Origin of the sequence: Actinomadura citrea, from assembly GCF_013409045.1 — a bacterium.
Lineage (GTDB): Bacteria > Actinomycetota > Actinomycetes > Streptosporangiales > Streptosporangiaceae > Spirillospora > Spirillospora citrea.
On sequence record NZ_JACCBT010000001.1, the window covers coordinates 968,802 to 986,656 of the forward strand.

Consider the following 17,855-nt stretch of genomic DNA (forward strand, 5'->3'; position numbering starts at 1 on the left):
GGGCCGCGCTGCCACGGTCGATGCCATGACAACGACGAAACGGGTGGACATCCACCTGCGCGGCGCGTCCGGGCCACTGAGGGCCGGCGTGCGCTGGTCCGGTACGGACGACACGCGCCTGTTGCTGCACTTCGACGGGGCACCGGACGGCCTCGGCCCGCACGCCGTCGCCCTCTCCCCGGAACTCGACGCCGCCCGGCCCGGCGCGCTGGACGACGCGGCCGCCGCGCTCGGCTGGGCCGCCGACCACGCCGCCGAACTCGGTGCCGCGCCCGCGCGCCTCGTCGTCGCCGGGCGGGGAGCCGGGGCGGCCATCGCCGCCGGGCTCGCCCTGCTGGCCCGGGACGAGGGCTGGCCGCCGCTGGAACGCCAGATCCTCGTGCGCCCCCGGCTGCCCGAAGGGTTCGCGCCCGACCTGGCCGGGGTCGCCGACGCCACCGTCGTCACCGGCCCGGACGACGACGGGCGCGCCTACGCCGGGCGCCTGCGGGCCGCCGGCGTCCCCGTCGACCAGATCCCCGCCGACGAGGGGAGCGCCCGATGACCCCGCCCCGCGCCGGACGCCGCGAATGGATCGCGCTGGCCGTCCTCGCCCTGCCGGCGCTGCTGGTCTCGGTGGACATGTTCGTCATGATCATGGCGCTGCCGGAGCTGAGCATCGCCCTCGGCGCGAGCGGCACCGAGCAGCTGTGGATCATGGACGTGTACGGGTTCATGGTCGCCGGGTTCCTCGTCACGATGGGCGCGCTCGGCGACCGGATCGGCCGCCGGCGGCTGCTGCTGGCCGGCGCCGCCGCGTTCGGGATCGCCTCGTGCCTGGCCGCGTCCGCCGCGAGCCCGGCCGCGCTGATCGCGGCGCGCGCCGTGCTCGGCGTCGCCGGGGCCGCGCTCACCCCGTGCACCCTCGGCATGATCACGACGATGTTCGCCGATCCCCGGCAGCGGGCGAGCGCGATCGGCGTGTGGGCGGGCTGCTTCACGCTCGGCGCCATCGTCGGGCCACTGGCGGGCGGGCTTCTGCTCGACCACTTCTGGTGGGGCTCGGTGCTGCTGCTCGGCGTGCCCGCGATGGTCCCGCTGCTGCTGGCCGGCCCGTTCCTGCTGCCCGAGCACCGCGACCTCTCGGGCGGACGGCTCGACGCGGCCAGCGTCCTGCTGTCGCTGGCGACGATCCTGCCCGTCGTCTACGGGCTCAAGGAGCTGGCCGCGCACGGGCCGCACCCGCTGCCGGCCGCCGCGCTGCCCGCCGGGGTCGCGGCGGGGGTGCTGTTCGTCCGCCGCCAGCGCCGCCTGCCCGACCCGCTGCTGGACGTCTCGCTGTTCGGCGGCCGGGTCTTCGCGGTCGTCATGGCGGCGCTGACCGTCTTCCCCCTGGTGTCCGGCGGCGCCATGACCTTCATCGCGCAGCACTTCCAGCTGGTGGACGGCCTGTCGCCGCTGGAGACGGGGGCGGTGATGCTGCCCGGCATGCTCGCGGCGATGGCGTCCTTCCAGGCCGCGCCGCTGCTCGGCCGCCGCGTCCGGCCGGGGCTGCTGCTGCCGGGCGGGATGGCCGTCACGGTCGCGGGGTTCCTCGCCGTGGCGACGGCGGCGGACGCGACGGCGCTGGCCGCCGGGTTCGCCGTCACCTGCCTGGGCAGCGGCCCCCTCATCAGCGTCGGCACCACCATCGTCCTCGGCTCACTGCCGCCCGAGCGGGCCGGGTCGGCGGCAGGGCTGTCGCAGACCGGCAGCGAGCTCGGCTCCGCCCTCGGCGTCGCCCTGCTCGGCAGCGTCGGCACGATCGTGTACCGGGCCGCGCCCGGCCTGCCGTCCGCCGCCCGGGACGGCCTCGCCCACGCCGTCGCGCACGGGTCGGGCGTCGCCGAGGCGCGCGCGGCGTTCACCACCGAACTGCACGTGATCGCGCTGGTCTGCGCGGTCCTGCTGGCCGCCGTGGCCGTGCTCGTCGCGCGGACGCTCCGGCATCTGCCCGTCCCCGGCCCCGCCGAAGTCCCGGCTCAGGCCCCCGTTCTCGAAGGAGCAGCGTCATGAGGAAGATCGTCGCGGAACTGTTCAGCACGCTCGACGGCGTCGTCGAAGGCCCGGAGAAGTGGCACGGTCCTTTCCACGACGACGAGGTCGACGGCGCCGTCATGGCGGGTATGGACGAGGCGGACGCCCTGCTGGTCGGCCGCCGCACCTACGAGGACCACGCCGCCTACTGGCCGACGGCGGACGGCGCGATGGCCGACCGCATGAACGCCTTCCAGAAGTACGTCGTCACCTCGTCGGACGTCCGGCTGGAGTGGGCGAACTCGACGCCGCTCTCCGGCCTCGACGAGGTGACCGGGCTGGACGGCACGCTCCTGGTCACCGGCAGCCCGACCCTGGTGCGCGGCCTGCTCGCCCGCGGTCTGCTGGACGAGTTGCGCCTCGTGGTCGATCCGGTCGTGGCCGGGTCCGGCGGGCGGCTCTTCGAGGCTCCGGCCGCCTTCGAGCGCGCGGCCTGCCGCGAGTTCCCGTCCGGCTCGGTCTCGATCACCTACCGGCCCGTCCGGTAGAGGCGGGCACCGGCCCGGCGTCCGGCCGTCCCGGCACCTTCCGGGGCGGTCGGATCGCGTGACCTGGAGCGGACCGGGCACTACCGGATCCTCGGGCGGCCGCGCGCCGGCGAGATGGGCCCGGCGTTCCTGGCGGGGCCCGGAGGTGCGAAGGGGCGGTCTCGGCGCATTCCGAGGGTGTTCAGCCGCGGTAGGTCTCCAGGAGACGGAGCCAGACCTCGCTCATGGTGGGGTAGGAGGGGACGGCGTGCCAGAGGCGGGAGATGGGGACTTCGGCGGTGACCGCGATGGTGGCGGAGTGGAGCAGTTCGGCCACGCCGGCGCCGACGAAGGTGACGCCGAGGAGTGTCTCGTGGTCCAGGTCGACCACCGCGCGGGCGTGGCCCTGGTAGCCGTCGGCGTACAGCGCGGCCCCGGAGACGTCGCCGAGGGCGTAGTCGACCGCCCGTACCCGGCGCCCCTCCCGGGTCGCCTCCTCCAGGGTGGGGCCGACGGCCGCGACCTCGGGATCGGTGAAGACGACCTGCGGGACCGCCCGCTCGTCGGCGGTCGCCACGCTGCGCCCCCAGGCGGCGGTGTCGAGGGGGCGTCCGGCGGCGCGGTCGGCGATCACCGTGCCGAAGATCCGTCCCTGGTACTTCCCCTGGTGGGTCAGCAGCGCGCGTCCGTTGACGTCCCCGGCCGCGTAGAGCCACCCACCGGACACCCCGGCCGCCAGCCCGGTGGAGTCGATCTCGATCGGCCGGCCCGGGGCCAGCCCGACCGTGTCCAGCCCGAGGTCGTCGGTGGCGGGCGTCCGTCCGGTGGCGAACAGGACCTCGTCGGCGGTGACCGTGTCGCCGCCGTCCAGGGTGAGCGTCACCTGCCCGTCGCGGCGGACTCCGGTGACCGACGCGCCGAAGCGCAGGTCGACCCCGGCCGCGCGCAGGCCCTCGGCCACGGCCTCCCCGGCGAACGGCTCCGTCCGCGGCAGCAGGCGCGACCCGCGCACCAGCTGCACCACCTCGCTGCCGAGCGCCCGCCAGGCCGTGGCCATCTCGCACGCCACCACGCCGCCGCCGATGACGGCCAGCCGCGGCGGCACCCGTTCGGACGAGGTCGCCTCGCGGCTGGTCCAGGGGCGCACCTCGGCCAGGCCCGGCAGCCCGGGCAGCGCCGCGCGGGTGCCCGTGCACACCGCGACGGCGTGGCGGGCGGTCAGCACCCGCCGCCCGCCGTCGGGGGTCTGCACCGCGACGCGCTTGGGCCCGTCCAGCCGCCCGTGGCCGCGTACCAGGACGAGCCCGGCACCGTTCAGCCACGCGACCTGGCCGTCGTCCTTCCAGTGCGATGTGAACTCGTCCCGGCGCCTGAGGACCGCTTCGGCGTCCAGCGTCCCGGTCACCGCCTCGCGGGCGCCGGCCAGCCGCCGCGCGTCCGCCAGTGCGGCGGCCGGGCGCAGCAGTGCCTTGCTGGGCATGCAGGCCCAGTACGAACACTCCCCGCCTACCAGCTCGCTCTCCACGACCGCCACGCTTAGCCCGCCGGCGTGCGCCCGCTCGGCCAGGTTCTCACCCGTCGGCCCGGCCCCCACCACCACGACATCGAACTCGTCCATGCCCCCAGCCCCTCCGATCGGCCGCAGTCTCGTCCACCTGGATCCTGCCGGATTCCGCGGCGTTCGGCAGGGCGGCCGCCCGTCAATGATCGCAAACCGCGGAGGGTCGGTCCGCGTGAGGCCCCTCGTTTCTGCTACAAGTGTAGTTACAAGGGGTGCCGGCAGGGCGGCGGCTCGAAGATGAACGCGATCGGCGGCGATCACCGCCTACGCTTGGCCGGACGTTGCCAAGCGCGGTACGACAGGGGAGTCCGTGAGCGCCGAAGGCAGTACCAGGGCCGTCATCACCGCGCTGGGCGCGAACCTCGGGATCGCGGTCACCAAGTTCGTGGCGTTCGCGCTGACGGGTTCGTCGTCGATGCTGGCGGAGGCGATCCACTCGGTGGCCGACTCCAGCAACCAGGCGCTGCTGCTGATCGGCGGGAAGCGCGCGGAACGGGACGCGACCGAGGAGCATCCGTTCGGGTACGGGCGGGAGCGCTACATCTACGCGTTCCTGGTGGCGATCGTCCTGTTCAGCCTGGGCGGGCTGTTCGCGCTGTACGAGGCCTGGCACAAGATCAGCGATCCGCACCCGATCGAGGAGTGGCAGTGGGTGCCCATCGCCGTCCTGCTGGTCGCGATCGTCCTGGAGGGGGCGGCGCTGCGCACCGCGGTCCAGGAGTCGAACCGCAGCCGCGGACGGTCGAGCTGGGTCCAGTTCGTCCGCCGGTCCAAGTCGCCGGAGCTGCCGGTGATCCTGCTGGAGGACACCGGTGCGCTGATCGGGCTGGTGTTCGCGCTCGCGGGCGTCGGCCTGACCCTGATCACCGGCGACGGCGTCTGGGACGGGATCGGCACCGCCGCGATCGGCGTGCTGCTGGCGGCCATCGCGATCGTGCTGGCCACCGAGGTCAAGAGCCTGCTCGTCGGGGAGTCCGCGACCCCGGAGCACCTGCGGCTGATCAGGCAGGCGATCGTGGAGGGCCGCGACGTCCCCGCGGTGATCCACATGCGCACCATGCACCTCGGGCCGGACGAGCTGCTCGTCGCCGCGAAGGTCGCCGTGGACCTCCAGGACGACGCGCGGGAGGTGACCGACGCGATCAACGACGCCGAGGCCCGCATCCGCGCGGCGGTTCCGATCGCCCGGCTCGTCTACCTCGAGCCGGACGTGCTGCGGAAGGGGGGCTGAGGACGGTGTCGCGCAGGCCGCTCGGGCAACTGGAGGCAGAGGTGCTCGCCGCGCTGGCCGGGCTCGGCGGGGCGGCCAGCACCGCGGAACTGGTGGAGCGGCTGGACGGTGATCCCGCCTACACGACGGTGAACACCATCCTGCACCGGCTGCACGAGAAGAAGCTGGTCTCGCGCACCCGGGCGGGCCGGCACTACCGGTACCGGCTCGCCGTCGACGAGTCCGAGCTGGTGGCGGGGCGCATGCGCGACCATCTACGGCACGCCAGCGACCCGGGGAACGTGCTGAACCGGTTCGCGCGGTCGCTCAGCGCCGAGGAGGCGCGGAAGCTGCGCGAGTTCCTCGACCCTCCGGAGGCCGGCGGGTGAACTGGTTCACCTTCCTGCCCCTCGCCCTGATGCTGACGCTGAGCGCCGCGCTGGCGAAGGTGCCGTTACGGCTCCATCCGTCATGGTCGGCGCGGCTGCTGGCGACGACCGGGGCGATGACCGCCGTGGCCGCGCTCGGCACCGGCTTCTTCGTGGCCGTCAACTACGCGGCGACGCTGGCGCCGTCCGCCGCCGCGCACGTCCCCGAATGGGCGCTGTTCGGGGACGACCGCCCCGTCCCGGACGCGGTGGGGATCCCTTCGGCCGTGCTGTCGGCCGCCGGGCTGGGGGCCGCGGGCAGGGCCGCCGCCCGCCGGGCCGCCGCGCTCCGCACCGCGCGGGCGGACGCCCGCGAGCCCCTCGACACCGATGTCCCGATCGCCGTCGCGATCCCCGGCCGGCACGGCGGGGTCCTGGTCTCCCGGGGCCTGCTGCGCGATCTGACGTCCGAGGAGCTCCACGTCGTCTTCCAGCACGAGACGTCCCACCTCAGGCACCGGCACCACCGCTACCTCGCCGCCGGCGCCCTCGCCTCGGCCGTCCTGCCGCCGCTGCGGTCCCTGGCCGCCCGGCTGCGGCTGGCGACGGAGCGCTGGGCGGACGAGGACGCCGCGGAGGCGACCGGCGACCGCGCCGCCGTCGCCCGGACGATCGCCAAGGTCGCCCTCGCGCAGCCGCGGGGCCCCGGGCCGGTGAGCGCGTTCGCCGACTCCGGGGTCGTCGAACGCGTCGAGGCGCTGCTGGGCACGCCTCCGGCCAAGAACGCGGTCACCGGCCCGCTGCTGTTCATGGGCAACGGCGTCGTCACCGGGTCGCTGACCGCCGCGACCCTCCAGCTCGACCACGTTCTCGTGTCGGTCCTGGTGTCGCTGCTCGCGTTCCGGTGACGGGACGCCGTCCGTGAGAGCCGTCCGTCACAGCTCGAACTCGGCGGGGTCCAGGCCGACGGCGAAGCACGCCTCGCGGACGACGGCCTTCTCGCTGTCGTCGAAGTGCCCGTCCGCACCGCCGATCACGATGCCGATCTGGATGACCGCGCGCGCCTCGGCGGGCTTCTTCTTCGTCTTGCCGATGTCCTGCAGGACCGCCACCTTCCCGAAGTCGAAGTCGGCGGTGAGCTTGGAGACGTTGTCGTTGAACCGCCGCTGCAGGTCGTCGGACGGGAAGTTCTGCAGCACCTCGTTGGAGGCGATCAGGGACGCGGTCCGCTGCCGCTCGGACGGGTCCACGCTGCCGTCGGCCGCCGCGACCAGCGCGCACATCGCCATGCTCGCGTCCCGGAAAGCCCCGCTCTTCAGTTCGTTCTTCTTGCTGAGCAGCTGCGTCTGCATGCTCTGGGTGGAGTCGCGCAGCTTGTCCCAGAAAGGCATCGTGATCCTCCGCTCGTCGGGTCGTCTCTTCCGACCCTAACCGCCCTGCTACAGATGTAGTAGCTGACGGGCCGTCACCACTGCCGGTTCAGCGTCGCCTTGCCGCCGGTCACGAGGCTCGCCGGCGGGACGTCATCGGCCACGACCGCGCCGGCGGCGATCACAGAGTCGCGGCCGATGGAGACGCCGGGCAGGATCGTGGCACCGGCGCCGATCCACACGTTCTCCGCCACGTCGATGGGCCCGCCGGTCAGCCACTCCCGCCGCTCCCCGGGATCGACCGGATGGCCGACGGTGATGAACGTGGCCTTCGGTCCGATCATCACGCGCTCGCCGAGCCGGATGCCGGCGTAGTCCAGGAACGTGCAGTTCTGGTTGATGAACACCCGCTCCGCCAGGTCCAGGCGGAGGCCGTGGTCGGTGTAGAAGGGCGGGTAGATCGTGACTCTCGCCGGCAGCGGCCTGCCGAGGATCTGCTCGAACAGCTCGGCCTTGCCCGGTTCGTCCTCGAAGGGCAGGACGTTCAGACGCGAGGTGAGCTCGGTGGCCCGCAGCACCCTCTCGGCCATGGCCTGGAACTCGGCGCCGTGAATGCGCATGAGATGGCCGCTGGGCATGCCACGCTCCTATCCGGTCAGTTCACCTTCGCCAGGCGACCGTTCGCGCTGCCGCCGTCGCCGCGCGTCCTCGCCCAGGACGGGAGCCAGACCGTCTCGGGAAGCCTTGGCAGGCATCCGAGGTGGGTGATGATTCCACGCAGTTCCGGATGCGGATTCGTTCTCGGGATCATGAGCGAGAGCGGGTAGGCGATGGCCGGATCCACGATGGGGATGCGGCGCAGATCGTGGCTCGTCGGCCAGAGGTATCGGTCGCGTGCCCCGACAAGAGTCGCCACGTCCGCGGAGTCCGCGAGGGTGTCCAGGAGCACCTCGTTTCCGAAATGCGGGCCCGCCGCGTCGATGCGCAGGTCGAACTCGGTGGCGAGCTGGTCGTAGAACTCTCCCCATTCGCTTCGGGGCGCGATGCCCGGAACCCATATCCGGTGCCTGCGCAGCTGCGGCGGCGTCAGCTTCCGGGCGGAGGCGAGCGGATGCCTCGGGCCGACGAGCAGTTCCAGCGGGGAGTCGAACGCGTGCACCATCCGCACGTCGGCAGGCAGGACGGCCGGGTCGGTGACGGTACGGAACGAGGCGTCGATATCGCCCGCCTCGATGGCCGCGACCGCCACGCGCGGGTCGTCGACCCTGAGGGTCACCAGGTCGAGGTCGGACCCGGGATGCGACCGCCAGTACTCGTGCATGACCACGGACTGGGCGCTTCGAAAGCCGAGAACGTCGATCCGCAGGGCCCGGGAGCCGGGCCTGACCGCGGCGACGGCCCGATCCACACCCGCGACGACGCTCCGCGCGTGGGGAAGGAACGCCTGGCCGTCCAGTGTCAGCTCGACCCCGCGTGCGGTCCGTGTGAACAGGCGGACTTCCAGATCGCGCTCCAGGGCGGCGATCCGCTTGGAGACCGCCTGCTGCGTCACGCCCAGCTCATCGGCCGCATGCTGCAACTGCCCGAGCTCGGCCGCCCGGACGAATGATCGCCATGCCTCGGTGTCCACCGGCACACCCTAGGCCCGCACAACCGACCGTTGGAGCACGCCGGAGACCGGTTGTGCGAACGGCCGGAGGAGTCTCCAGATGCTCGGAAGCCGCGCAGTGCGAAGGCCGTCCCGGCTCCGTTCAGGCGGTCGAGGAACGTGCGGACCGTTTCGGCGAAGGCGTCGGGGTCGTCGTCGTGGGGCCAGTGGCCGCAGCCGGGCATCTCGCGCAGCACCGTGTCGGGGCGGCGCCGGGCCATCAGCCTGGCCATGGGGGTGGGCAGCACGAAGCTGTCCAGGCCGTGCACCAGCAGCGCGGGGCAGGTGGAGCGGAGCCACTGCTCCCACCAGTCGCCGATCAGTGCCCGCTCGCCGACCTCGCCGACGCCTGGCCCCGTCCGGCCCGGCGCCGTGAATCGGCCTCTTCGAAGCTGGTTCGCCGGGGCCGGACGACCTTCGGGAAGCCGCGGCCCCGGGCCTGCGCGCCGGTCGCGTCAGGTGGTGTGGCGCCAGGAGCCGCCCGTCTCGCGTTCGAACGCCGAGCGGGTGGTCGCGGTGTCGTAGAAGATGCGCAGCGTCGTGATCAGGCCTTCGCCGTCGAGCTCCAGCATGTCCACGCACTCGAAGCCGGCCGCGGTGCCCGAGGACAGCGTCCAGTCGAAGCGGAACCAGACGCCGACGAGCCGTTCGCCCTGGGTGACGCCGCGAAGGTGGAGCTCGGAGCGGCCGGTGTCGGCCAGCAGTCTCGGGTAGAACTCCGCGGCGGGCAGCGGCCCGTACAGCGGGGAGTGGACGACCGCCTCAGGGTGGAAGAGCGCCAGGACGCCCTCCAGGTCGCCGCGCTCCAGGGCGGCGAGATAGTCCGCGGCCAGCTTGCGGGCGGTCATGATCGCTCCTTGATGAGGGCGTCCAGGCCGTCGAGGAGGCGGTCCAGGCCGAAGGCGCGGGCGTTGTCGTCCAGGGTCGGGGTGGGGCCGCTCAACGCCTTGCTGAGCTCGGGGAACAGGTCCGCCCGGCCGCGGATCAGTTCGGCCGTCTCGCTGCCGCCCGACCAGGCCTGGGTGCCGGCCGTGGTCATCGACTGGGTGGTGCGGACGTGCCCGAACAGCAGGAACGCGGCGGCCATGCGCTCGTCGCCGGTGAGACCGGTTCCGGCCAGTGCGGCCACCGCGCTCTCGGTCCACCCGGCCTCGCGGGGGCCCATGACGCGGGTGCCCACGGTGACGGTGGGCAGCCAGGGGTGCCGCCGCCAGACCTCGGCGAGCCGCCGGACGAACTCCTCCAGCCTGGCCCGCCAGCCGCCGGGCACCTCGCCCAGGTCGGGCGGCTCTCCCACGGCCGTGTCGATCATGATGCTGAGCAGCTCGGACTTGTTCGAGACATGCCGGTAGAGCGACATCTTGGTGAAGCCGAGGGCGGCGGCGACGCGCTGCATGGAGACCGCCTCGATACCGTCCGCGTCGGCGACCGCGATGGCCGCCTCGACGATCGCCGACACCGAGAGCGGTATGCGCGGCCGCCTCTCCGGCTGGTCGCTGAGATCCCAGAGCGCCTTCATCCCACCACCCTCTTGTCAACCCGGCACCGATGTGTCTAGCTTACATCAGGTGTCCGGCGGACACATAGTCTCTTGTGGACGCCTCCCCCCCAGCGAAAGGTCAGGTCAGACCATGACCAGCAACGTCGGCTCCAGCGGCCTCGGCGCCGTCCAGGCCCCGATGACCGCCGCCACGACGGCCCCCCGCACCGTTCCGATGTGGCGCGCCGGCCTGTTCGGGTGCGTCGCCGCCGCCGCGGCCACCACCGCCGTCGCCGCGGCCGGCAGGGGCGCGGGGGTGCCCCTGGAGATCGACGGCGAGCCGATCCCGCTGCTCGGCTTCACCCAGCTGACGCTGCTGTTCAGCGCGATCGGCGTGCTGCTGGCCCTGGCGCTGCGCCGCTGGGCCGCGTCGCCCAGACGCACGTTCCTCGCGGCCACCGCCGTCCTCACCGCGCTGTCGATCGTGCCCGATCTGATCGTCTCGGCGACGGTCGGGACGAGGCTCACCCTGATCGCCGCCCACCTCGTGGCCGCGTCGATCGTCATCCCCCTCGTCGCCGCCCGCCTGCCCGCCCGCACCCGATAGCGACCGACCGGATGCGTGACAGGGAGCCCACCGCGAAGGAGGTCAGGGCGATGATCGAGGCCCGGTCACGCATGTGACCGACCGCGTGGCCTCCTGAACCGGAGGGTGGTGCCGCTCCGCTGCCGCGGGCTGCGGCACCACTGACGACCTGCGAATCGCCAGGTCCGAGTCACCCGAACATGGCGCTGTGCGGGATGGGGCCGGCGAAGGTCCTGTTCTCGCCGGGATCGAGGGTGATGCCCGCGGGCTCTTCGCAGAGTTGGTCGAGGAAGAGCGTCGCGCGGGCGTCGGTGCGGTTGTCCGCACTGGTGGCGCCCTGGAGCAACAGGCGGCACTCACCGTTGTCGGGGTCCTCGATCTCCACATCACCCGAGTCGGGGGAGTGGTAGAAGAAGATGCCCGTGGCGCGCACGCCGACGGTCGACGCGGACGCGGGCGTGACGGCGGGAGCGGCCATCACCAGAACGGCGCCCGCGATGGCCGGCGCGGCGCGTGAGGGCAGTCTCATGAGTCCTCCGGGGGGAAGTGGCGGGGGAAGACCCAAACCGTACGGACGAAGTCCATGGGGGCGCGATTGCCCTGCTGGTGGGACTGCGCTTGCGTCCAGGTGACGACTCCATCGCGGAGCGTGACGGGCCGGGGTGCGCGGTCGGCGGCGCGTGACGGTGGGATCGCGAGCTTGTGGACGCGAACGCGGGACACCGGCGTGCTCCCGGCCGCGATACTGGGCAGGATGAGCCAAGATCGACAAGTCGAGGACGCCCCCGACAGCGCGCTGCCCGTCCTGCTCGTTCAGCCGCCCTGGTCCGGTGGGAAGGGGGAACCGGTCGTCCTCAAGTTGAAGACGCCCAGGGAGCCGACCTTCGTCCGCTGGGCGCCCGGCCGGCGGGAGGAGTGGCTGGAGGCCCCGTACAAGTACGCGCAGGAACGCATGCCCGAGGACACCGACTGGGACGAACTCGCCGCGTTCTTCGCCGGTGGCCAGGCCCTGCAGCTGTGGAAGCCGCGCGAGTGGCAGTCCAGGTCGCGGTTCGAGCGCCTCTACATAGGACTCGTCATGCAGGCGCCCCGGGAACTCGCCGAGAAGCTGCTCGCCGACGAACGCTACTGGGACGCTTTCGCCGACTTCTCGAACGTCGGCGCCGATCGCGGTGCGGTGGCGCGTCACGAGATGGCCGCCTACCCCCTGGTGATGCACCAGTTGAAGAAGAGGAAATGGAGCGTCTACGCCCTCGAACCCTTCCTGGACCACGCCGTCGCCCAAGGCATGATCAAGGACTTCGGTGACGACGGGCGCAACGATGCGCAGGAGGCCTGGTACGCACTGCACGGGACGGACGCCGTGAGGCTGACGATCCCGGACGCGCTGCGCAAACCGGGCCCGAAACGGGAACGCGCCGAGGCCGCGCTGCGCTCGGTGGCGGAACGCCACGGCCACGACGTCCTCGTGGAGGCCGCCGGGTACTACGGGGACGAGGCCGTGCAGGCGGTCTCAGTGCTGCGCACCGACCCGCTCGACGTGTACCCCGACCCGCTGCCGGGCCTCCCGGAGGGCTGGGACCCCGAGAAGCTGCCGCGGATCCTGCTTCGCCGGCGCCGGCACGCGCTCCCCTTGGCCGCGACCCGGCATCTGCTGACGATGCTGTCCATCTCGGAGAACCGCAAGCCGTACGCGGGCGTGCCCTTGGTCGTGGGCCCTCTGGATCCGGAGTCGCTCGCCGAGTTCGCCTGGGCCCTCTACAGGGCCGACCGCCATCCCAAACTGTGGGCGTCGCCCGGCGTGCAGTACGCCTTGGCCGAGTTCGGCGACGACAGGACCGCCGACCGGCTCGCGCCGATCGTCGCCCGGTGGTCCAGGGCGTACGTGTGGGAATCGGGCGGGCAGTCCGCGCTCCGCCTGTTCAGCCGTCTCGGCACCGACGCGGCGCTCCGCCATCTGGACCGGCTCGCGAACAAGGCCGAGGACCACAAATGGATCCGGCGGTCCGCGCGCGAGGCGTTGAAGCGCGCCGCCGAACGGCGCGGGCTCACCCAGGAGCAACTGGCCGACCGGCTCGTTCCCGCCCTGGGCTTGGACGCCGGCGGCTCCATGACGCTCGACTACGGGCCTCGCCGCTTCGTGGTGGGCTTCGACGAGGAGCTCAGGCCTTTCGTCACCGACGAGAGCGGCAAGCCCCGCAAGACGCTGCCGAAGCCGGGCGTGAAGGACGACGACGCCCTCGCCCCCGCGGCCTACGAACGCTTCACCGTCCTCAAGAAGGAGGTCCGCACGGTCGCCGCGGACCAGATCAAGCGGTTGGAGGCGGCGATGGCGGCCGGGCGCACCTGGACGGCCGGGGAGTTCGCCTCCCTGTTCGTCGCGCACCCGCTCATGCGCCACCTCGCCCGCCGCCTGGTGTGGTCGGCCGGGACGGACACGTTCCGGGTGGCCGAGGACGGCACCCTCGCCGACGTCCGCGACGACGCCTTCACGCTTCCCGGCGACGCCCGAATCGCCCTGCCGCACCCGCTCGTCCTCGGCGAGGGGGCCGTCCAGGCCTGGGCCGCGATCCTCGCCGACTACGAGGTCCTGCAGCCTTTCCCGCAGCTCGGACGTCCCGTCCACATCCTCCGGGAGGACGAACGGGGCGGCGACCGCCTGCGGCGCTTCGAGGGCGGCACGGTCCACTTCGGCAGGATTCTCGGCATGACGTCCCGCGGCTGGGAACTCGGCGAGAAGGAGACCGGCGGCTTCCGCCGGCAGGTCATGCTCATGACGCCGGACGACCGGCACGTGATGGTCACCTTCGAGCCCGGCATCCGCGTCTTCGACCCCGAGGAGCATGCCGAGCAGCACATCGGACGCGTCATGCTCATGACGGGCCGCCACTCCGGCAGACCCCTCGCCTTCGGCGACCTCGACCCCGTGGCCGCCTCCGAGGTCATCACCGACCTGCACCGCCTCACCGAGTGACCACATCTCCTCCGGTCCGCTCGCCCGGCTCGACCGGAACAGCGCGCCGACCGCAGGCCGCCCGTTCCTCTAGTGGCGGGAGAACTCGGCTCTGACCTTGCTCGACCAGATGAACGGCTGGGCGCCGAGCCAGATCAGGCCGAGGAGCATGAGAGGGGCCATGAGGGGGGCGCTGTGGTCGGAGTCCAGGTCCAGGCCCGACCCTGCCAGCTCGTAGATGGGCACGACCCAGGCGAGGGCCACCAGGCCTTCGACGAGCACGGCCGCGGTGAGCAGGGCGCGGCGGGCGAGCGGGTCCGTCACCCGTCCGGCGAGTGACGGGTTCACCGCGGCGAAGGCGAACATCAACGCGAGCGTGCTCAGTATCCAGGAGATCTCGAATCCGACGTTGGGTTCGACGGCCGGGACCCTGCCGGACTGCCGGTACACGAAGACGAGGAGGGCCTCCACGTGAAGGCCCCGAGGATCGCGGACACGAGGGCGAGGACGAGCGTCGGCCGGTGCGGCAGGAACCACAGCCCGCAGATGAGGATGAACGCGACGACGACGGGCAGCAGCAGAAGGACCGCCCTGCCCGAAGACGACTCCAGGGGAAGGTCCTCGCTGGTTCCTCTCCACGGCCCGGTCAGGAAGGCCAGGACGCCGAGCGCGGTGCACAGGAGGGCGGCTCTGACGAGGGCCGTCCGGTAGCGACGGAGCGGGATGTCGCTGGTGGGCGGGTGGAGGACCGCGGTGCGGGGCGGCCGGTGGGGGAAGGGCGGGCCGGCGTCGGCCGCGGTTTCGGCGGTGGCGGCGGTGGGGTCCAGGACGGCGTTGAGCAGGTCGCGGACCTGGGCGGGGGAGAGCCGTTCGTTCGGGTCCTTGCGCAGCAGGCCGTTCAGGACCTGCGCCAGCGGACCCCCGCACTGGGGCGGTGGCGGCTGCCGGGTGGCGATCGCGACGAAGACGGCTCCATGGCTCGGCCCGTCGAACGGACGGCGCCCCTCGACCGCCGCGTACAGGGTGGCGGCCAGGGACCACAGGTCCGAGGCCTGGGTGACGGCCTTGCCCTCCACCTGTTCGGGGGACATGTAGGCGGGCGTGCCGAGCACCATGCCCGAACGGGTGATGGTGACGTCGCCCTCCAGCGCGGCGATGCCGAAGTCGGTGAGGAGGACCCGGTCGCCTTCGAGGAGCACGTTGGCGGGCTTGACGTCGCGATGGACGACGCCCTGGACGTGGGCGGCCGAGAGGGCGTCCAGCATCGCGAGCCCGATCGCGGCGACCTGGCGCGGGGGGAGCGCCTGCTGCTCGGCCAGCAGCTGTTCGAGGGAGCGGCCGCGCACCAGCTCCATGATGATCCAGGGACGGCCGTCCTGGCCCATCACCCGGTCGTAGACGGTGACGATGCCGGTGTGCCTCAGCCGGGCGGCGGCGCGGGCCTCGCGCTCCATCCGGGCGTACCAGACGCGCCGCTCCTGGTCGGTGGCCTGTTCGGGCACCCGGAGCTCCTTGACGGCGACCTCGCGGTCGAGGTCGATGTCGTGCGCGCGCCACACCGAACCCATGCCGCCCTGGCCGATCCGGCCGAGATTGCGGTACCGGCCCGCCAGTACCCCGTCGCCGTCCCAGCCCATGATCGGAATCTATCGGTCCGGAACGGCCGTGAGAAAGTGATCCGGACAACTGCCAGACACTCGTGTCTATCTGGTCGCCGCCGCCGGGCGGGCCCCCGGACGGGAAGGGGGCCGCCCTGGGCTCTGGGCGGGGTTTGTCCCCAGTTGGGGTCGCCTGCCTATACTCAAGCTGTCATGCCTGTTCAGGGGCACCGTCAGCGGGGGAATCTTCCCGCCGAGGTGACGAACTTCGTGGGCCGTCGTCACGAGCTGGCGGCAGTGCGGAACGCACTGTCCACGTCGAGGCTGGTGACGTTGACCGGCGTGGGCGGGGTGGGCAAGACCCGGTTGGCGATGCGGGCGGCTCGGAAGCTGGACCGGGCGTTCAGCGACGGTGTGTGGGTGGTTCAACTCGCCGAGTTGGGTGATGCGGCGCTGATTCCGCACACCATGGCCGCTGCCTTGGGAGTCGACGAGCGGTCCACCCGCGAGCCGCTGCAGGTGCTGGTCGATCACGTGCGAGATCGACATCTGCTCCTGGTGGTGGACAACTGCGAGCACCTGGTGGAGCCGTGCGCGTTCGTCATCAACACGTTGTTGCGGTCGGCGCCGGACCTGCGGGTGCTGGCGACCAGCCGGCATGTGCTCGGGGTCGCGGGCGAGCAGGCGCTGTGGGTGCCGCCGCTGCCGGTCCCTGAGCGGGACGCGCGTTTCCCGGCGTCGAAGGGGGCGCCCCAGTATGAGGCGCTGACGTTGTTCACGGACCGTGTCTCAGCCGTCGTACCCGGGTTCACCATCACGGAGGAGAACTGGGCGGATGTGGTCCAGATCGGTCGCCGGCTGGACGGTATCCCCTTGGCCTTGGAGTTGGCGGCGCCCTACTTGCGAGTACTGTCGCCCCATGAGCTGGTGGCCAGGTTGGACGACTGGTTCCGGTTGCGGGGCAAGGACCATCCGGCATTGCTGCCGCGTCACCAGACCCTGCGGTCCGTGATGGACTGGAGCTTCGAACTGTGCAGCGAACAGGAGCAGGCGCTGTGGGCACGGCTCTCGGTGTTCGCCGGCAGTTTCGATCTGGAGGCGGTCGAGACCGTCTGCGCCGGCAGCGACGTCGATGACGGTCTCACCGGCGATGCGATGGTGAAGCTGTTGGCCGGTCTGGTCGAGAAATCAGTGTTGTTGCGCGAGCAGCATGGCGACGAAGTCCGATTTCGGCTATTGGAGACCCTGCGCCAGTACGGAGAGGGCCGGCTGGAGGACTCGGGGCAGGAGCAGATCTTTCAGACCCGGCATCGAGATCATTACCTTTCCCTGGCCGAGCGCACCGAAGCGGAATGGTTCGGTCCCGATCAGATGCTGAAGCTCGCCAGGCTGAGACGGGAACACAGTAATCTGCAGGCCGCGTTGGACTACGGTCTCGCCACCTCCGACCACGCCCATGCCGGTCTTCGGATGGTGGGAATTCTGGCCTTCTACTGGATGAGTGGCGGGACTGCCGAAGGCCGATACTGGCTGGAGCGGGCAGTGGCCCGCGACACCGGGCCCACCAGGGAGCGGGTCAGGGCACTGTGGGCCGACGCCTTGATCGCCCTGTGGCAGGGGGACGTCCGAGCCATCGATGACTTGTGCGAAAAGTGCCGAACTCTGGCAGGTGAGCTGGGTGATGAGTCCGGCCTGATGCACGCTCGTGCGGTCGAGGGCATGGCTTCCTTCTTCCAAGGCGACCTGGCTCGGGCAAGCGCCCTGGGGGAAGAGACCACAACGCGTCAGCGGGCGCTCGGGGAGTTGAATCTTCTGGTGCTGCTGCGCGCCCCACTGGTGATGGCAACGGCGTTTCAGGGGAATCTCGAACGCGCCATCAGCCTGGCCCAGGAGGCGATCGACATTTCCAGGGCCCATGGCGAGAGCTACAATTACTCGTTCATGCAGCAGGCGTATGCCGTCGCTTTGTGGGGAGAGGGAGCCCCGAACCCCGGCAGGTGCCGGCAAGGCATGACGTACCTGGCCGAATCTCTGCGTATCAAGCAGGCTTTCGCGGAGATCCCGGGGACGCTCGGTGGAATCGAGTATCTGGCCTGGTTCCTTGTCGCCAGTGGGAACGAAGCAAAAGCGGCGCGACTGTTCGGATTCGTGCGGCGGGCATGGGAGAAAGAGCAAGAACTCTTCCTCTTCGGATCTGAGCTATATTTTGCCATACATGATAGATGTGCGGTTCAGGCGCGGCAGTCCCTGGGGGACGAAGTGTATGAGGACGAATTGTCTCGGGGCGCCGAACTGACCCTGTCCCAAGCCGTCGCGTACGCTCTGGGTGAGAAACCGGACAGTCCCTCTCATGCCCCCGCTTCGACCGAGGCGGCTTCTCCGCTGACTCGCCGCGAGCGGCAGGTCGCCGAACTGGCCGCTCAGGGCCTGTCGAACAAACAGATCGCAGTCGCGCTCGTCATCGCCCAGCGCACCGCCGAAGGGCATATCGAGAACATCCTGAGCAAACTGAACTTGACATCCCGCTCTCAGCTCGTCGCCTGGTTCCATCGCCACTGA

19 protein-coding genes are annotated in these 17,855 nt (G+C 71.7%); 9 read left to right on the forward strand and 10 right to left on the reverse strand.

What is annotated here, in order from left to right; translation table 11 throughout:
* Positions 1–25: 25 nt before the first annotated feature.
* From BJ999_RS04770 to BJ999_RS04780, 3 genes are read left to right on the forward strand one after another with little or no spacing between them, the layout of a single operon-like run.
* Positions 26–544: an alpha/beta hydrolase fold domain-containing protein gene (locus tag BJ999_RS04770; protein ID WP_179832148.1), complete on the forward strand. Its 519-nt coding sequence runs from the start codon at positions 26–28 to the stop codon at positions 542–544.
* Entirely contained in the window at positions 541–2,034 is a 1,494-nt protein-coding gene (locus tag BJ999_RS04775; RefSeq protein ID WP_179832149.1) for an MFS transporter, read from the forward strand. Before BJ999_RS04770 ends, BJ999_RS04775 begins: the two co-directional genes overlap by 4 nt.
* Entirely contained in the window at positions 2,031–2,543 is a 513-nt protein-coding gene (locus BJ999_RS04780) for a dihydrofolate reductase family protein (RefSeq protein WP_179832150.1), read from the forward strand. The genes BJ999_RS04775 and BJ999_RS04780 overlap by 4 nt, the downstream gene beginning before the upstream one ends.
* Positions 2,544–2,724: 181 nt before the next feature.
* On the opposite strand, the gene BJ999_RS04785 is transcribed toward BJ999_RS04780, so the two are convergent.
* Entirely contained in the window at positions 2,725–4,140 is a 1,416-nt protein-coding gene (locus tag BJ999_RS04785; protein ID WP_179832151.1) for a dihydrolipoyl dehydrogenase family protein, read from the reverse strand.
* A gap of 253 nt (positions 4,141–4,393) precedes the next feature.
* On the opposite strand from BJ999_RS04785, the gene BJ999_RS04790 reads away from it, so the two are divergent.
* Genes BJ999_RS04790 through BJ999_RS04800 form a run of 3 tightly spaced genes read left to right on the forward strand, consistent with a single transcriptional unit; the run spans position 4,394 to position 6,569 of the window.
* Positions 4,394–5,314: a cation diffusion facilitator family transporter gene (locus BJ999_RS04790; RefSeq protein WP_179832152.1), complete on the forward strand. Its 921-nt coding sequence runs from the start codon at positions 4,394–4,396 to the stop codon at positions 5,312–5,314.
* Between the two features lie 5 nt (positions 5,315–5,319).
* Positions 5,320–5,682 carry a BlaI/MecI/CopY family transcriptional regulator gene (locus BJ999_RS04795; RefSeq protein WP_179832153.1) on the forward strand — a complete coding sequence of 121 codons (363 nt, stop codon included), beginning with the start codon at positions 5,320–5,322 and terminating at the stop codon, positions 5,680–5,682.
* A complete protein-coding gene (locus tag BJ999_RS04800) occupies positions 5,679–6,569 on the forward strand; it encodes a M56 family metallopeptidase (RefSeq protein WP_179832154.1) in 891 nt (296 codons plus the stop codon). The genes BJ999_RS04795 and BJ999_RS04800 overlap by 4 nt, the downstream gene beginning before the upstream one ends.
* Before the next feature lie 27 nt (positions 6,570–6,596).
* Here the strand turns inward: BJ999_RS04800 and BJ999_RS04805 are convergent, their stop codons facing one another.
* The 6 genes from BJ999_RS04805 to BJ999_RS04830 all read right to left on the reverse strand — a co-directional run bounded on the left by BJ999_RS04805 (position 6,597) and on the right by BJ999_RS04830 (position 10,198).
* Positions 6,597–7,052 carry a tellurite resistance TerB family protein gene (locus BJ999_RS04805; protein ID WP_179832155.1) on the reverse strand — a complete coding sequence of 152 codons (456 nt, stop codon included), beginning with the start codon at positions 7,050–7,052 and terminating at the stop codon, positions 6,597–6,599.
* A gap of 74 nt (positions 7,053–7,126) precedes the next feature.
* Complete coding sequence (locus BJ999_RS04810; RefSeq protein ID WP_179832156.1) at positions 7,127–7,669, reverse strand: sugar O-acetyltransferase; 543 nt, start codon at positions 7,667–7,669, stop codon at positions 7,127–7,129.
* A gap of 17 nt (positions 7,670–7,686) precedes the next feature.
* On the reverse strand, positions 7,687–8,661 hold the full coding sequence (locus BJ999_RS04815; protein ID WP_179832157.1) for a LysR family transcriptional regulator: 975 nt from the start codon (positions 8,659–8,661) through the stop codon (positions 7,687–7,689).
* Positions 8,580–9,002: an alpha/beta fold hydrolase gene (locus BJ999_RS43960; protein WP_373292720.1), complete on the reverse strand. Its 423-nt coding sequence runs from the start codon at positions 9,000–9,002 to the stop codon at positions 8,580–8,582. The genes BJ999_RS04815 and BJ999_RS43960 overlap by 82 nt, the downstream gene beginning before the upstream one ends.
* Positions 9,003–9,134: 132 nt before the next feature.
* Entirely contained in the window at positions 9,135–9,527 is a 393-nt protein-coding gene (locus BJ999_RS04825; RefSeq protein ID WP_179832158.1) for a nuclear transport factor 2 family protein, read from the reverse strand.
* Complete coding sequence (locus BJ999_RS04830; RefSeq protein WP_179832159.1) at positions 9,524–10,198, reverse strand: TetR/AcrR family transcriptional regulator; 675 nt, start codon at positions 10,196–10,198, stop codon at positions 9,524–9,526. The genes BJ999_RS04825 and BJ999_RS04830 overlap by 4 nt, the downstream gene beginning before the upstream one ends.
* Positions 10,199–10,310: 112 nt before the next feature.
* On the opposite strand from BJ999_RS04830, the gene BJ999_RS04835 reads away from it, so the two are divergent.
* Positions 10,311–10,766: a DUF6069 family protein gene (locus BJ999_RS04835; RefSeq protein WP_218934940.1), complete on the forward strand. Its 456-nt coding sequence runs from the start codon at positions 10,311–10,313 to the stop codon at positions 10,764–10,766.
* Between the two features lie 169 nt (positions 10,767–10,935).
* On the opposite strand, the gene BJ999_RS04840 is transcribed toward BJ999_RS04835, so the two are convergent.
* Positions 10,936–11,274, reverse strand: a complete 339-nt coding sequence (locus tag BJ999_RS04840) for a hypothetical protein (protein ID WP_179832160.1) — start codon at positions 11,272–11,274, stop codon at positions 10,936–10,938.
* 225 nt (positions 11,275–11,499) lie between these two features.
* On the opposite strand from BJ999_RS04840, the gene BJ999_RS04845 reads away from it, so the two are divergent.
* Positions 11,500–13,719: a DUF4132 domain-containing protein gene (locus tag BJ999_RS04845; protein WP_179832161.1), complete on the forward strand. Its 2,220-nt coding sequence runs from the start codon at positions 11,500–11,502 to the stop codon at positions 13,717–13,719.
* 69 nt (positions 13,720–13,788) lie between these two features.
* On the opposite strand, the gene BJ999_RS04850 is transcribed toward BJ999_RS04845, so the two are convergent.
* Positions 13,789–14,064, reverse strand: a complete 276-nt coding sequence (locus BJ999_RS04850; RefSeq protein WP_179832162.1) for a hypothetical protein — start codon at positions 14,062–14,064, stop codon at positions 13,789–13,791.
* A 14-nt stretch (positions 14,065–14,078) separates the two neighbouring features.
* A complete protein-coding gene (locus BJ999_RS04855; protein WP_179832163.1) occupies positions 14,079–15,335 on the reverse strand; it encodes a serine/threonine-protein kinase in 1,257 nt (418 codons plus the stop codon).
* A gap of 174 nt (positions 15,336–15,509) precedes the next feature.
* On the opposite strand from BJ999_RS04855, the gene BJ999_RS04860 reads away from it, so the two are divergent.
* Positions 15,510–17,855 (forward strand): ATP-binding protein, encoded by a 2,346-nt coding sequence (locus tag BJ999_RS04860; RefSeq protein ID WP_189269928.1) that lies wholly within the window; start codon positions 15,510–15,512, stop codon positions 17,853–17,855.

Excerpts from the sequence above, each read along its gene's own strand:
- BJ999_RS04845 (WP_179832161.1), top strand. The coding sequence starts at position 11,500 with ATGAGCCAAGATCGACAAGTCGAGGACGCCCCCGACAGCGCGCTGCCC.
- BJ999_RS04770 (WP_179832148.1), top strand. The coding sequence starts at position 26 with ATGACAACGACGAAACGGGTGGACATCCACCTGCGCGGCGCGTCCGGG.
- BJ999_RS04830 (WP_179832159.1), bottom strand. The coding sequence starts at position 10,198 with ATGAAGGCGCTCTGGGATCTCAGCGACCAGCCGGAGAGGCGGCCGCGC.
- BJ999_RS04840 (WP_179832160.1), bottom strand. The coding sequence starts at position 11,274 with ATGAGACTGCCCTCACGCGCCGCGCCGGCCATCGCGGGCGCCGTTCTG.
- BJ999_RS04785 (WP_179832151.1), bottom strand. The coding sequence starts at position 4,140 with ATGGACGAGTTCGATGTCGTGGTGGTGGGGGCCGGGCCGACGGGTGAG.
- BJ999_RS04780 (WP_179832150.1), top strand. The coding sequence starts at position 2,031 with ATGAGGAAGATCGTCGCGGAACTGTTCAGCACGCTCGACGGCGTCGTC.
- BJ999_RS04825 (WP_179832158.1), bottom strand. The coding sequence starts at position 9,527 with ATGACCGCCCGCAAGCTGGCCGCGGACTATCTCGCCGCCCTGGAGCGC.
- BJ999_RS04855 (WP_179832163.1), bottom strand. The coding sequence starts at position 15,335 with ATGGGCTGGGACGGCGACGGGGTACTGGCGGGCCGGTACCGCAATCTC.
- BJ999_RS04860 (WP_189269928.1), top strand. The coding sequence starts at position 15,510 with ATGCCTGTTCAGGGGCACCGTCAGCGGGGGAATCTTCCCGCCGAGGTG.
- BJ999_RS04805 (WP_179832155.1), bottom strand. The coding sequence starts at position 7,052 with ATGCCTTTCTGGGACAAGCTGCGCGACTCCACCCAGAGCATGCAGACG.
- BJ999_RS04810 (WP_179832156.1), bottom strand. The coding sequence starts at position 7,669 with ATGCCCAGCGGCCATCTCATGCGCATTCACGGCGCCGAGTTCCAGGCC.
- BJ999_RS04775 (WP_179832149.1), top strand. The coding sequence starts at position 541 with ATGACCCCGCCCCGCGCCGGACGCCGCGAATGGATCGCGCTGGCCGTC.
- BJ999_RS04835 (WP_218934940.1), top strand. The coding sequence starts at position 10,311 with ATGACCAGCAACGTCGGCTCCAGCGGCCTCGGCGCCGTCCAGGCCCCG.
- BJ999_RS04850 (WP_179832162.1), bottom strand. The coding sequence starts at position 14,064 with ATGTTCGCCTTCGCCGCGGTGAACCCGTCACTCGCCGGACGGGTGACG.